The sequence below is a fragment of the Streptomyces sp. NPDC049837 genome (genome assembly GCF_040674455.1).
Taxonomy (GTDB): Bacteria; Actinomycetota; Actinomycetes; order Streptomycetales; family Streptomycetaceae; genus Streptomyces.
On record NZ_JBFAMP010000001.1, the window covers coordinates 781,231 to 794,747 of the forward strand.

A 13,517-nucleotide genomic window follows, 5' to 3' on the forward strand; every position below is an offset into this window, starting at 1 on the left:
CGGAGTCACTCGGTCTTCTTGGCGCGGCTCGGCTGTACCCGCTTGGGCTCACCCGGCATCTTCGGGTAGTCCGGCGGGTACGGCAGGTCCGCCAGGCCGTGGTCGCGCTCGTCCTTGGCGGCCAGCTCCAGCAGGCTGTCCAGCGAGAAGGCGTGGTCGTCCATGTCCGCGTGGACGTCGCCGTGGTCGGCGTACCGCACGGGCATGGTCGCCAGGTCGAAGTCCCGGGGGTCGACGTCGTCGAGCTCTTCCCAGCGGAGGGGGGCGGACACCGGGGCGTGCGGCTTGGGGCGGATCGAGTAGGCGGAGGCGATGGTCCGGTCCCGGGCCGTCTGGTTGTAGTCGACGAAGATCTTCTCGCCGCGCTCCTCCTTCCACCAGGCGGTGGTGACCCGGCCGGGCATGCGCCGTTCCAGCTCGCGGCCGACGGCGATGGCGGCGCGGCGGACGCGGGTGAAGTCCCAGCGCGGCTCGATCGGTACGTAAACGTGGATGCCGCGCCCGCCGGAGGTCTTCGGCCAGCCCCGCAGTCCGTAGTCGTCGAGCAGGGCGTGCAGCTCGTGCGCGGCGGCCACCGCGTCGGCGAAGCCGGTGCCGGGCTGGGGGTCCAGGTCGATGCGCAGCTCGTCGGGGTGGTCGGTTTGGTCGCCGCGGACGGGCCAGGGGTGGAAGGTGAGGGTGCCGAGGTTGGCGGCCCAGATGACGGCGGCGATCTCGGTGGGGCGGATCTCGTCGGCGAAGCGGCCGCTGGGGAAGGTGATGTGGGCGGTGGGGATCCAGTCGGGGAGGTTCTTGGGCGCGCGCTTCTGGAAGAAGGACTCGCCCTCCACGCCGTCGACGAAGCGCTCCAGGGTGGTCGGGCGGTCGCGCAGGGCGCGGGTGATGCCCTCGCGCACGGCGAGGAAGTAGCGCGCCACGTCCAGCTTCGTGAAGCCGCGCTCCGGGAAGTAGACCTTGTCCGGATTGGACAGGCGTACGGTCCGCCCGCCGGCCTCCAGCTCCACCGCGTTTCCCATGGGTGCCACAGTAGAACGCCCAGATAAGGTGCGCATATCGGGCATATCGCTCGCCTCTCGGGCAGAATCGAGCCATGGACCTGCCGGTGATGCCGCCCGTGAAACCGATGCTGGCCAAGTCCGTGAAGAAGATCCCGCCCGGTATGCAGTACGAGGCCAAGTGGGACGGCTTCCGCGCCATCGTCCACCGGGACGGGCCCGAACTGGTGATCGGCAGCCGCACCGGCAAGCCACTCACCCGGTACTTCCCCGAGCTGGTCACCGCCCTGCCGCCACGGCTCCCCGAGCGCTGTGTCGTGGACGGCGAGATCGTGATCGCCCACGAGGGGCGGCTGGACTTCGACCGGCTCACCGAGCGCATCCACCCCGCCGCCTCCCGCGTGAAGATGCTCTCCGAACGCACGCCCGCCCGTTTCATCGCCTTCGACCTGCTGGCCCTCGGCGACGAGTCGCTGATGGACACCCCGCTCGTCGAGCGCAGGGCGGCGCTGGAGGAAGCCCTGCACGGCGTCGACTCCCCCGTGCACCTGGCACCGTCCACCACCGACATCGAGGTGGCGCGGGGCTGGTTCGAACAGTACGAGGGTGCCGGGCTCGACGGCGTGATCGCCAAGCCCCTGGACCTCCCCTACCGGCCGGACGCCCGGCTGATGTACAAGATCAAGCACGAGCGGACCGCCGACGTCGTCGTGGCAGGCTACCGCTTCCACAAGACCGGCCCGGTCGTCGGCTCCCTGCTGCTCGGCCTGTACGACGACCAGGGCACCCTCCAGCACGTCGGGGTCTGCGCCGCGTTCACCGAGAAGCGCCGCGCGGAACTGGTCGACGAGCTGGAACCGCTGCGCATGGACCCGCCCGACGACCACCCGTGGGCGGCCTGGACGGACGAGGCCGCGCACGAGACCGCCCGGCTGCCCGGGGCGCCGAGCCGCTGGTCCGGCAAGAAGGACCTGTCCTGGGTGGCGCTGCGGCCCGAGCGGGTGTGCGAGGTCGGGTACGACCACATGGAGGGCACACGGTTCCGGCACACGGCCCAGTTCCGCCGGTGGCGGCCGGACCGTACACCGGAGAGCTGCGGATACGGGCAGTTGGAGGAGCCGGTCTCGTACGACCTCGACGAGGTGCTGTCAGGGGGCGGGGACGCGGGCTGAACAAGAGGCGGCGGGTCGCACCCGACGCCTCATGAGCCCGCGCCCAGGGTGTCGATCGCGGCGATGCGCCAGACGTCGCCCTTCCGTACCGCGTCCACCGCGAACATGGCGGCGCCGTACGTCGTGCCGTCCTTCTTGGCCGCCGTCCGGGTGTTGCTCTGGTCCGCGTAGATCAGCACCCGCGCCCGGTCGCCGTCGATCAGCTCCACGCCGCTGTGGGTGACGGTGGTGGTGAGGACGAGCTTCTGCCGCGCCGCCTGCTCCCGTACCGGGGCCAGCATCGCGCGGTGCTGCCCGACCGCCTCGCCGATGAGGTGGGCGCGCACGGCCTTGTCGGCGGCGCCGGTGGCCGCGTAGTCGTACGAGAAGAGTTCGTTCACCGCCTTGGTGACCTGCCCCTTGACCTCGCTGGTGCGGGCGACGTCGGTGAGGGCGGGGTTACGGGCGGCGGGCGTGTCGCGCAGCGCGGCCGCCTCGCCGGTTGCCCAGGCGGCGAACCCGCCCAGGAGGACGGTGAGGGCGCCCAGTGCGGCGGGTAGCCGGTGACTCCGGGGCCGGCGGGCATCGCGTGCGGCGCGGGGCGTGGGCGTCGGCCTGCGCCGGGGCGCGGCCGTGCGCGTGGCGTTGACGGTCGCCAGGCGGCGGTGCCGGTTGACGAGGTGACGGGTGGTCGACACTAAACGACTCCTCTCAGTCGGCGGCGGTCGCAGGACCGGGCGTGGTGCCGGGCGTGGTGCCGACCGGTGCCTGGCCGAGGGCGCTGAGCTTCCAGCCCTCGGGGGTGCGGGTGAGCTCGCCGAGCATCCGGGCCTCCTTGGCGGCGGGCTTGCCCTTGGGCGGGGTCACGGTGATCCGGAGGGCGACCATCACGCTCGCCCGCCCGGCCCGCGTGTCGAGCTCGGTCACCGCGCCGGACAGCACCTTGGCGCCGGTCACGGTCCTCGCCTGCCGGATCTGCCGCTCGAACTGCGCGCGGCTGTCCGTGAGCTGGGCCAGCAGGTCGCCGGTGGCGGAGGCCTGCCAGGTGTCCAGGCCGCGCCGCAGGTCACGGTGGTCGAGGGTGTTCATGTTCTGGACGGCCTGCTCCCCCGCGGCGAGCACCTCGTCGCGGGTCGTGGCGTACGCGGCGGACTCGTCGTGCGCGGCCGTGTACCAAGCCCAGCCGCCCCAGCCCGCGCCGCCGGCGGCGAGCAGGGCGAGTGCCGCCGCCGACGTGAGGAGCGGGTTGCCTCTCATGGTGCGGTCCATCGGTTCGGGTGCCCCCTATCGCGATCGGATGTCGACAATGCGCCAGCGGCCGCCGTGCTGTTCCGCGGTGACGGAGAGCTGCGCGGCGACCGTGGTGGCCGGTTTGCCGGCGCGCCGCGCGACCTGGTCGAGGAAGACCAGGAGGTGTGCGCCGTGGTCGTCGAGCCGGGTCACGCCGGCGCGTACGACATGGGTGGTGAGCGTCAGTTTCTGCCGCGCCGCCTGTTGCTCGACCTGGCCGAACAGGGCCTCGTACTGGCGGGCCGCCTTCCCCGCGAGGAGCCGGCGCGCTGCCTGCCGGGTCGTGGCGGTGCCGTCGGGGCCGTACGAGAAGACCCGGGTGAGCGCCCCGCCGACCTCCTCCACGACCCGGGGGGTGTCCTCGGTGCCGGCCGGCGCCCGGTTCCGCCGGGCGGGCGGAGGTCCGCCCACCGGTACGTCGGTGAGCGTGGTGACCGCCCAGCGCTCGCCGGTGCGGGCGAGGGTGGCCTCCAGGCGCCTGCGGTCCGGGGGCGTGGTCTCCACCCGTACGGTCGCGATGAGCCGTGCCGTACCGGCCCGGTCGTCCAGGGCGGTGAGCGCGGCGTCCGTGACGGTGGCGCGGACGGACGCGCCCGTGGCGTCCACGCCGCTGAGCCGGGCCACGTCCCGGCGCCCCGCCTCCAGGGCGTCGTCCCGTGCCTCGGCGTACGCATGGGTCCCGTCGCCGCCCGCCCGGGCGTACGACCAGCCGGCGAGGCCGCACAGCAGCGCCGCCACGGCGACGGCGGCCCACCATCCCAGCCGCCGTCGCGTCAGGAGCGTCATCGGTCCCCCTGGGGCGCGTTGGCGGAGCCGCGGACGTTTATGCCGCTCGACGGGGCGGAGGTGCAGCGGGCCTTGGTGTTGAATCCCGGGGCGGGCGAGAGGTCGAGGCCGTTGCGATAGGTGGTTCCTCCGTACCCCGCCGTGCAGGGCAGCGGCGCGAAGAAGGTGACCGACATGCCGAGGCTGACGCCCTGGGCGGTGACCGCGGTCGACCCGGCGGCGGCGAGGGCGGGCATCGTCACCAGGAACTCCGCCATGCCGCGCTGCCGGGTCACCGCCACTTCCGAGGTGGTCAGCAGGTTGGCCAGGACGACGCCGAAGGCGGGGTCGAGGTCCCGCAGCAGGGCCCTGACCTGGCCGGCGGCGTCCGGGGCGGCGGCGATCAGCGCCCGCAGGTCGGCGTCGGAGCCCTTGAGCCGCGCGGCGAGCTCCTTGGCGCCGGAGGCGAAGGAGGTGAGCGCCTCGCCCTCCTCGGCCTGGGTCCGCAGCACCGTCTCGGCGTCGGTGATCAGCCGGGTGGTGGCGGGCAGCGCCTTGTCGGCGGCGAGGACGAAGGCGTTGCCGCTGTCCATCAGCGCCTGGAGGTCGTCGCCGCGCCCGTTCAGCGCGGTGCCGAGTTCGTCGACGACCGTGCGCAGTGCCTCCGGGTCGATGGAGGAGGCCAGCGAGGCGACCCCGCTCAGTACGGTGGTGACGGGTGCGGGTGTCCGGGTGTCGGCGCGGGCGATGACGGCGCCGTCGCGCAGGTACGGTCCGCCGTCGGAGGCGGGGCGGAGGTCGATGTACTGCTCGCCGACGGCGGAGAGGTTCGCGACGACGGCTTCGAGGTCGGCCGGGATGGCGGGTGCCGAGTTCTTGATGCGCAGTTCGGCCTCGACTCCGTCGTCGGTGAGGTGGATGGGCCCGACGCGGCCGACCGGGACGCCGCGGTAGGTGACGTTGGAGTGGGTGAACAGGCCGCCGGTGGTGGCGAGCTGGACGCGGACCGTGTAGTGGTCGCGCAGGCCGACGAGGTGGCCGAGGTCCGCGTACCGCACGCCGACGAAGCCGAGGACGAGGGCGCCGATGACGAGGAAGGCGAGGTTCTTGAGCCGGGTGGCGGCGGTGGGCATCAGTTCCTCCCGGTCGGCGGCAGGGGCAGTGGCAGCCCGGGGCCGGACTCGGGGGACTCGTCCGGGGGTGTGAGCGCCGGGATGATCTGTGTCCCGGGGGCGGCGGTGACGTCCAGGTAGACGTTGAGGTAGTCACCTTTGACGCCGCGCAGCACCTCGTCCGTGAACGGGTAGGTGAGCAGCACCTGGAGCGAGTCGGGCAGGGCCTTGCCGGAGTCGGCGAGCGCCTGGAGGGTGGGGCCGAGGGCCTTGAGGTCGGCGATCAGGTCGGCCTTGCTCCGGTTGACGGTGTCGACGGCGACGCCGGAGAGGGTGTCGAGGGCGCCGAGCATCGTGAGGAGCGAGGCGCGCTGCTTTTCCAGGACCTTCAGGCCCGGGCTGAGGCCGGTGAGGACCGTGCCGATGTCCCGTTCGCGGCCGGCGAGGGTGGCCGTGAGCCGGTTGACGCCGTCGAGGGCGGCGGTGATGTCGCTCTTGTTGCCGTCGAGGGTGGCGACGAGGGTGTTGAGCCGTTTCAGCAGGGAGCGCACCTTGGTCTCATTGCCGCGCAGGGCCGTGCCGAGCTCGGTGGTGATGGTCCGGATCTGCTGGATGCCGCCGCCGTTGAGGAGCATGGACAGGGCGCCGAAGACCTCTTCGACCTCGGGGTTGCGGTTGGTGCGGCTCATGGGGATGCGGTCGCCGTCGACGAGCGTTCCGTGGCCTTCGGGACCTTCGGGGCTTTTGGGGCCTTTGGCGGGTGCGCTGAGCTGGACGTACTTCTCGCCGAGCAGGCTGGACTGTTCGAGGTGGGCGTACGCGTCGGCGGGGAGCGTCACGTCGCCGTTGACCCGCATGGTGACGGTGGCGGACCAGTCGGCGGGGTCGAGGGTGATGCGGGTGACGCGGCCGACGGCGACGTCGTTCACTTTGACCGCGGACTGCGGGACGAGGCTGAGGACGTCGGCGAACTCGGCGGTGATCTCGTACGGGTGGTCGCCGAGGTCGGCGCCTCCCGGGAGCGGTAACTGCTCGATGCCGGACAGCTCCGGGCCGGCCGGTGCGCCGCAGCTCGCGATGGTGGCGAGGAAGCCGGCGGCGAGGACCAGAACAGCGGCGGTGCTGGTGCGGCGGGAGAGGCGGGTCACCGTGAGGCCCCCTTCTCGGGCGTGCCGTAGACGGTGCCGACGGCTGGCAGCGGCAGTGCGGGCAGGTCGGCGCGCCGCGCGGGGCCGACGGGGACCAGGCCGTTCGGGAGGTCCGTGGCGCCGGTGCCGAAGCTGAGTTCGTTCAGGTCGGCGCGGCCGTTGAGGGTGCGGTGGACCGGGTCGTACGCCTTGAGGGCGTTGCCGGCGGCGAGCGGTGCGGTGTCGAGCGTCTCGGCGAGCGAGGCGCGCTGGGCGGCGAGGGTCCGGGTGAGCGGGACGAGGAGGTCGACGTTCTTCTTCAGGCTGCCGCGGTGGGTCTCGATGAAGGTCTTGACCTGGGCGAGGGCGGTGCCCAGCTCTTTGAGCGCGGCGCCCAGGTTCTCCTTGTCCTCGGCGAGGAAGCCGGTGACGGTGGCGAGCCGCTCCTGGGCCGTGCGGACCTGGGCGTCGTTGTTCTTCAGCATGGTGGTGAAGGACTGGAGGTGGGCGAGCGTGTCGAAGAGGTCGCCGCTGCTCGTGTCGAGGGTCTTGGCGGCCTTGCCGAACTGCTCGATGGAGTCGCCGATGGCCTTGCCGTTGCCCTTGAGGTTGGCGGCGCCGGTGTCGACCAGGTCCGCCAGGGCGCCGTCGGCGTTGGCGCCGTTCGGGCCGAGGGCCTCGCTGAGTTCGGTGAGCGACGCGTAGAGCTGGTCGACCTCCAGGGGCGTGGCGTTGCGGGCGGCGGGCAGGACCGCGCCGTCGCGGATCTCGGGGCCGCCCGTGTAGGCGGGGGCGAGCTGGACGTAGCGGTCGGCGACGACGCTGGGCGCGACGATGACGGCGTGGGCGTCGGCGGGGACGCGGACGCCTTCGTCGATCAGCAGGGTGACCTCGACTTCGTCGCCCCGGGGGCGTACGGGGCCGACGGTGCCGGCCTTCACGCCCAGGATGCGGAGGTCGGAGCCCTCGTACACGCCGGTGGCCCGGTCGAAGCGGGCGGTGACGCGGGTGGTGCGGGACTCGTCGAGGGCCATGACGCCGGACGCCCCGGCGACGGCCACGAGGGCGAGCCCGGCGGTGATGCCGATGGCGCGGCGGAGGTTCACCGGGCACCGCCTCCTGTCGGTTTGGGCGGCATGCAGCCGGTGGCCGGGGGCGTGCCGGGGGTCAGGTAGTTCCTGGGGACGAGACCGCAGACGTAGGTGTCGAACCAGCGCCCGTTGCCGAGGGTGTTGCCGACGAGCCGGTAGTACGGGCCGGCCAGGGCGAGCGTCCGGTCGAGGTTCGCGCGGTTCTTCACCAGGACGCCGGTGACCCGGCCGAGCGCGGTGAGGGTGGGCCCGAGCTGCCGGTTGTTGTCCTGGACGAGGCCGGTGAGCCGGCTGCCGAGGTCCCGGGCGCCGGTGAGCAGCAGGTGGATGGAGTCGCGGCGGGCCTGGAGTTCGCCGAGGAGCAGGCCGCCGTCCTCCAGCAGGAGTTCGAAGCTGTTCTTCTTGCCCGCCAGGGTCTGGGTCAGCCGCTTGCCGCCCTTGAGGAGTTCGGCGAGCTGGGCGTCGCGCGAGGAGACGGACCTGGAGAGCGCGGACAGGCCTGTGGCGGCGCTGCGTACGTCGGGCGGGGAGTGGGCGAAGGTGGCGGAGATGGCCTCGAAGCTCTTGGCGAGCTGCCGGGTGTCGATGGCGTTGATGGTGTCGCCGAGGCCGGTGAGGGCCTGGGTGACGTCGTAGGGCGAGGTGGTGCGGGAGGCGGGGATGCGTTCGCCGGGGTCCTGGGCGCGGGTGCCGAGGGGGTCGACGGCCAGGTACTTCTCGCCGAGCAGGGTCTTGATGGCGATGGCGGCGGTGCTGGAGTCGCCGATCCAGGTGGTGTCGTCGACCTCGAAGCCGACCTTGACCTTGGCGCCGTCGAGTGCGACGCCGGTGACCTCGCCGACCTTGACGCCGGCGATGCGTACCTCGTCGCCCTCGTCGAGTCCGGCGGCCTCGGTGAAGTCGGCGGTGTAGGTGGTGGTGCCGCCGGCCAGGGCGTCGATCTTGTACGCGCCGAGGGCGATGAGGGCGAGGAGGAGCAGGCCGGCGACGCCGAAGGTGACGGGGTTGCGTTCCCCTACGGGTATGAGGCGTTTCATCCGCGGCACCTCGGTTCCGTGATGGCGATGCCGGTGGGCGGCCGGGAGCCGTCGTCGGTGGTGACGCCGGTGACCGTGGCCTGGCACAGGTAGAGGTTGAGCCACGATCCGTACGAGGCGAGGCGTCCGACGGCCTGCATCTTGGCGGGGGTGGTGCGCAGGAAGTTCTCGATCCGGTCGGTGCTGTCGGCCAATTGCCCGGAGAGGCGGCCGAGTTGACGGATGTTCTCCTTGAGCGGGGCGCGGCCGTCCGCCAGGAGCCCGGCGGTGACGGTGGTCAGCGACCCCATGGCGGTGATGGCCTCGCCGAGTGGCTCGCGGTCCCCGGCGAAGCCGCTGACGAGCCGCTGGAGCGTGACGACGAGGTCGTTGAAGCCCGCCTCGCGGTCGTTGACCGTCTTCAGCACCGTATTGAGGTTCTTGATCACTTCGCCGATGACCTTGTCCTTGCCGGCGACGGTGGTGGTGAGCGACCCGATGTGTTCGAGGAGGGAGTCGACGGTGCCGCCGTCGCCCTGGAGGACCCGCACGATCGAGCCGGCCAGGCTGTTGACCTCGTCGGGCGACAGGCCCTGGAAGAGCGGGCGGAAGCCGTTGAAGAGCTGGGTGAGGTCGAGCGCGGGGGTGGTGCGTTCGAGCGGGATGACCGCGCCGGCGGGCAGGGCCCGGCCGACGGGGCCGGTGCCCCGGTCGAGGTCGACGTACCGCTGGCCGACCATGTTGAGGTACTTGACCGAGGCGGTGGCCGACGCGGGCAGCCTCCGGCCCTCCTGGACGGTGAAGGCGACTTCGGCGACCCGCCGGTCGGCGATCCCGACCGACTCGACCTGACCGACCTTCACCCCGGCGATGCGGACGCTGTCGCCCTCGACGAGGCCGGTGACGTCGGTGAAGCGGGCCTTGTACGTGACGGTGTCGCCGACGCTCTCGTTGGCGACGGAGAACGCCAGGACGGTGGTGGCGAGGACGGTCACCACGATGAAGGCGAGCGATTTGGTGAGCGGTCCGGCGAGGGAGCGGCGCTTCACTTGCGGGCCCTTCACTTGAGGGTCACCTCCGTTCCGCGGAAGAGGGGGCCGGTCAGGACGGTGCTCCAGTCGGGGAGGGACCGGGGGGCGGCCTTGAGGCCCGGGGCGATCAGTTCGTTGACGAGCTGGTTCTCCTGCGGTGAGTTCGGCAGGCCGAGGCGGCCGCGACCCCGGTCGGCGGGGGCGGGCTTCCCGGTGTAGGGGACGGTGTAGCAGTGGGGGCCGCCGGTCGCGTCGTACACGGGCCGGTCCTTGCCGGGCACGTACGCGCCGAGGGAGGGGACGGTCCGGACGTTGACGTGGAGGCCGGGTTCGCCGGTGCCCTTGCCGAGCGCCTTGTCCATGACGGGGACGAAGGCGGCGAGGGTGCGCAGCGTGCAGGGGAAGGAGGAGGAGTGGCGGGCGAGCAGCTCCAGGGTGGGGCGGGAAGTGGCGGAGAGCCGGATGAGGTTGGCGCGGTTGGTGCGGAGGAAGTCCGTGAGGTCCTGGGCGGACGCGGTGGTGGTGCCGTACAGGCGGGCGAGCCGGGCCTGTTCGTCGGCGAGGGTGCCGCTGGTGGTGGTGAAGTCGGTGAGCGCGTCGAGTACGTCGGGGGCGGCGTCGCCGTAGACGCGGCTGACCTGGACGAGGTGGGTGATGTCGCGGTTGAGGGCGGGCAGGTGGGGGTTGAGCCGCTTCAGGTGGGCTTCGAGGGTGACGAGGGTGCGGCCGAGCTGCTCGCCGCGCCCTTCGAGGGCCTGGGCGACGGCGGTGAGGGTGGCGGACAGTTGCTCCGGCTTGACGGCGGTGAGCAGGGGGAGCACCTGGTCGAGGACCTGCTCCAGTTCGATGGCGTTGGCGGAGCGGTCCTGCGGGATGGTGGCGCCTGCCGCGAGGGGGCGGGGGGACGGGCCGCGGGAGGACGGGTTCCGGGCGGGCGGTACGAGCGCGACGAACCGTTCGCCGAAGAGGGTGGTGGGCAGCATCTGCGCGGTGACATCGGCCGGGACGCGCGCGAGGTGGCGGGGGTCGATGGCGAGGGTGAGGCGGGCGCCGGTGCCGTCGGCCCGGATGTCGCGCACCTCGCCGATGACGACGCCGCGCAGTTTCACCTCCGCGCCTCGGTGCATCTCGTTGCCGGCGCTGGAGGTCAGCACGGTGACGGTGGCGTCGCGGCTGAACTCCTTGTCGTACACCGCCACCGACAGCCCGGCGAGGAGGACGGGTACGAGCAGGAAGACGACTCCGGCGAGACGTCTGCGTAGCGTGTGCACGGTCATCCGGCCACCTTCACGGTCGTGGTCGCGCCCCAGATGGCGAGGGACAGGAAGAAGTCGGTCACGCTGATCAGCACGATGGCGTTGCGCACCGACCGGCCGACGGCGACGCCGACGCCGGCCGGGCCGCCGGTGGCGCGGAAGCCGTAGTAGCAGTGGGCGAGGATCACCAGCACGCTGAAGATCAGGACCTTGAGGATGGAGAGCAGCACGTCGTCCGGGGAGAGGAAGAGCGTGAAGTAGTGGTCGTACGTGCCCGCCGACTGGCCGTTGAACAGGACGGTGACCGTGCGGGAGGCCACGTAGGAGGAGAGCAGCCCGATCGCGTAGAGCGGGATGATGGCGACGACGCCCGCGATGATGCGGGTGGGGACGAGGTACGGCATCGACCGCACCCCCATCGCTTCGAGGGCGTCGACCTCCTCGTTGATGCGCATGGCGCCGAGCTGGGCGGTGAACCCGGCGCCGACGGTGGCGGAGAGGGCGAGGCCCGCGACCAGCGGGGCGATCTCGCGGGTGTTGAAGTAGGCGGAGACGAAGCCGGTGAAGGCGGACGTGCCGATCTGGTTGAGCGCGGCGTATCCCTGGAGACCGACGACGGTGCCGGTGAACAGGGTCATCGCGATCATCACGCCGATGGTGCCGCCGATGACTCCGAGGCCACCGCTGCCGAAGGCGACCTCGGCGAGCAGGCGCTGAACTTCCCTGGAGTAGCGGCGCAGTGTGCGGGGGATCCACGCCAGTGCCCTGACGTAGAAGATGAGCTGATCGCCGGAGCGGTCGAGCCAGGCGAGCGGGGAAGCCATCGTCACGCCCCCTTCGCGGGGACGATCTGGAGGTAGATCGCCGTGAGGACCATGTTGACGAAGAAGAGGAGGAGGAAGGTGATGACGACGGACTGGTTGACGGCGTCGCCGACGCCCTTGGGGCCGCCGCGCGGGTTGAGGCCCCGGTGGGCGGCGACGATGCCGGCGAGGAAGCCGAAGATCAGCGCCTTGATCTCGCTGATCCAGAGGTCGGGCAACTGGGCGAGGGCGGAGAAACTGGCGAGGTAGGCGCCCGGGGTGCCGTCCTGCATGATCACGTTGAAGAAGTAACCGCCGAGGGTGCCGACGACGGAGACCATGCCGTTGAGGAGGACGGCGACCAGCATGGTGGCGAGGACGCGCGGCACGACGAGGCGCTGGATGGGCGAGACGCCCATGACCTCCATGGCGTCCAGCTCCTCGCGGATCTTCCGCGACCCGAGGTCGGCGCAGATGGCGGAGCCGCCCGCGCCGGAGATCAGCAGGGCCACGATCAGCGGGCTGGCCTGCTGGACGACGGCGAGGACGCTGGCCCCGCCGGTGAACGACTGGGCGCCGAGCTGCTGGGTGAGCGAGCCGACCTGGAGCGCGATGACCGCGCCGAACGGGATGGACACCAGCGCGGCGGGCAGGATGGTCACACTGGCCACGAACCAGAACTGCTCGACGAACTCGCGGAGTTGGAACGGCCGCCGGAACATGTCGCGGGCGACGGTGACGGCGAGCGCGAAGAGCCTGCCGGTTTCGCGCAGCGGCGCGAGGAGCTTGGCGGGCGGTCGGGGGGAGGACGGTTCGGTGCGGGTGTCCTCGGACGCGGCCCGGGCGGGTGCTTCCGGCCCGGTGCGGGGGTCCTCGGACGCGGCCCGGTCGACGCTCATGAGGCGGTACCGCCCCTCGGGGCGGCGGGGGCGTAGCCGCGGAGGATCGCGGTGCGGGCGGCCTCCGGCAGGCCGGGCAGCATGCCGAGGACCCGTTCGCGGCGGCGCAGCACGGCGGCGCGGGGCGGCAGGCCGGGGGACGGTTCCAGTTGGGGCGCCGGCACCCGGGGCGCGTACGCGGGGGCCGTGCGCTGTTCGCGGGCCAGCGTCGCGGCGTCCTTCTCCTCCGACATGCCGATGGGGCCCTCGCGCCGCCCGCTGAGGAATTGAGCCACGACCGGCTCGTCGCTGGTGAGCAGGACCTCGCGCGGTCCGAACGTCACGAGACGGCGCCGGAACAGCATTCCCATGTTGTCCGGAACCGTCGCCGCGATGTCGAGGTTGTGCGTGACGATCAGCATCGTGGCGTCGATCTGTGCATTCAGGTCGATCAGGAGTTGCGAAAGATAGGCGGTGCGGACGGGGTCGAGGCCGGAATCGGGCTCGTCGCAGAGGATGATCTGCGGATCGAGTACGAGCGCCCGCGCGAGTCCGGCCCGTTTGCGCATTCCGCCGGATATCTCGCCGGGCAGTTTTTCCTCGGCGCCGACGAGTCCCACCATGTCCATCCGCTCCATGACGATGCGGCGGATCTCCGACTCCTTCTTGCGGGTGTGTTCGCGCAGCGGAAAAGCGATGTTGTCGAACGGCGACATCGAGCCGAAGAGCGCGCCGTCCTGGAACATCAGCCCGAAAAGCTTGCGCGTCTCGTAGATCTCGCGCTCGGGGCTGTTCACCATGTCGACGCCGTTGATGAGGACGCGCCCGCGCTCCGGCTTGAGGAGCCCGATGACGGACTTGAGGAACACGGTCTTGCCGGTGCCCGACGGACCGAGCATCACGCTGACCTCGCCGGCGGGCAGGGTGAGGCTGACGTCCTGCCAGATGTTCTGCGCGCCGAAGGATTTGGTGAGGCCCTCGACGACCACTTCTGTTCCCACC

At 71.9% G+C, this 13,517-nt stretch carries 14 protein-coding genes; 1 reads left to right on the plus strand and 13 read right to left on the minus strand.

Going from position 1 to position 13,517, the window contains the following annotated elements:
* Nucleotides 1–5: 5 nt before the first annotated feature.
* On the minus strand, nucleotides 6–1,016 hold the full coding sequence (gene ligD / locus AB0J57_RS03515) for a non-homologous end-joining DNA ligase (RefSeq protein WP_366126233.1): 1,011 nt from the start codon (nucleotides 1,014–1,016) through the stop codon (nucleotides 6–8).
* Between the two features lie 74 nt (nucleotides 1,017–1,090).
* Between ligD and AB0J57_RS03520 the strand changes: the two genes are divergently transcribed.
* The gene (locus tag AB0J57_RS03520) at nucleotides 1,091–2,167 is read left to right on the plus strand and encodes an ATP-dependent DNA ligase (protein ID WP_366126234.1); all 1,077 of its coding nucleotides are present in this window, start codon (nucleotides 1,091–1,093) and stop codon (nucleotides 2,165–2,167) included.
* A gap of 29 nt (nucleotides 2,168–2,196) precedes the next feature.
* On the opposite strand, the gene AB0J57_RS03525 is transcribed toward AB0J57_RS03520, so the two are convergent.
* Genes AB0J57_RS03525 through AB0J57_RS03580 form a run of 12 tightly spaced genes read right to left on the minus strand, consistent with a single transcriptional unit; the run spans nucleotide 2,197 to nucleotide 13,516 of the window.
* Nucleotides 2,197–2,844, minus strand: a complete 648-nt coding sequence (locus AB0J57_RS03525) for a hypothetical protein (protein WP_366126235.1) — start codon at nucleotides 2,842–2,844, stop codon at nucleotides 2,197–2,199.
* A gap of 13 nt (nucleotides 2,845–2,857) precedes the next feature.
* Complete coding sequence (locus AB0J57_RS03530; RefSeq protein WP_366126236.1) at nucleotides 2,858–3,403, minus strand: hypothetical protein; 546 nt, start codon at nucleotides 3,401–3,403, stop codon at nucleotides 2,858–2,860.
* Nucleotides 3,404–3,430: 27 nt separating this feature from the next.
* Entirely contained in the window at nucleotides 3,431–4,222 is a 792-nt protein-coding gene (locus tag AB0J57_RS03535; protein WP_366126237.1) for a hypothetical protein, read from the minus strand.
* On the minus strand, nucleotides 4,219–5,334 hold the full coding sequence (locus tag AB0J57_RS03540) for an MlaD family protein (RefSeq protein WP_366126238.1): 1,116 nt from the start codon (nucleotides 5,332–5,334) through the stop codon (nucleotides 4,219–4,221). The genes AB0J57_RS03535 and AB0J57_RS03540 overlap by 4 nt, the downstream gene beginning before the upstream one ends.
* A complete protein-coding gene (locus tag AB0J57_RS03545; protein WP_366126239.1) occupies nucleotides 5,334–6,461 on the minus strand; it encodes an MCE family protein in 1,128 nt (375 codons plus the stop codon). Before AB0J57_RS03545 ends, AB0J57_RS03540 begins: the two co-directional genes overlap by 1 nt.
* The gene (locus AB0J57_RS03550) at nucleotides 6,458–7,546 is read right to left on the minus strand and encodes an MCE family protein (RefSeq protein WP_366126240.1); all 1,089 of its coding nucleotides are present in this window, start codon (nucleotides 7,544–7,546) and stop codon (nucleotides 6,458–6,460) included. Before AB0J57_RS03550 ends, AB0J57_RS03545 begins: the two co-directional genes overlap by 4 nt.
* Nucleotides 7,543–8,568 (minus strand): MCE family protein, encoded by a 1,026-nt coding sequence (locus AB0J57_RS03555; protein ID WP_366126241.1) that lies wholly within the window; start codon nucleotides 8,566–8,568, stop codon nucleotides 7,543–7,545. The genes AB0J57_RS03550 and AB0J57_RS03555 overlap by 4 nt, the downstream gene beginning before the upstream one ends.
* Nucleotides 8,565–9,596 carry an MCE family protein gene (locus tag AB0J57_RS03560; protein ID WP_366126467.1) on the minus strand — a complete coding sequence of 344 codons (1,032 nt, stop codon included), beginning with the start codon at nucleotides 9,594–9,596 and terminating at the stop codon, nucleotides 8,565–8,567. Before AB0J57_RS03560 ends, AB0J57_RS03555 begins: the two co-directional genes overlap by 4 nt.
* Nucleotides 9,597–9,607: 11 nt before the next feature.
* Nucleotides 9,608–10,855 carry an MCE family protein gene (locus AB0J57_RS03565; protein ID WP_366126242.1) on the minus strand — a complete coding sequence of 416 codons (1,248 nt, stop codon included), beginning with the start codon at nucleotides 10,853–10,855 and terminating at the stop codon, nucleotides 9,608–9,610.
* Nucleotides 10,852–11,658: an ABC transporter permease gene (locus AB0J57_RS03570; RefSeq protein WP_366126243.1), complete on the minus strand. Its 807-nt coding sequence runs from the start codon at nucleotides 11,656–11,658 to the stop codon at nucleotides 10,852–10,854. The genes AB0J57_RS03565 and AB0J57_RS03570 overlap by 4 nt, the downstream gene beginning before the upstream one ends.
* Before the next feature lie 2 nt (nucleotides 11,659–11,660).
* Nucleotides 11,661–12,536: an ABC transporter permease gene (locus AB0J57_RS03575; protein ID WP_366126244.1), complete on the minus strand. Its 876-nt coding sequence runs from the start codon at nucleotides 12,534–12,536 to the stop codon at nucleotides 11,661–11,663.
* Nucleotides 12,533–13,516 carry an ATP-binding cassette domain-containing protein gene (locus AB0J57_RS03580; protein WP_366126245.1) on the minus strand — a complete coding sequence of 328 codons (984 nt, stop codon included), beginning with the start codon at nucleotides 13,514–13,516 and terminating at the stop codon, nucleotides 12,533–12,535. Before AB0J57_RS03580 ends, AB0J57_RS03575 begins: the two co-directional genes overlap by 4 nt.
* Between the last annotated feature and the right edge of the window lies 1 nt (nucleotide 13,517).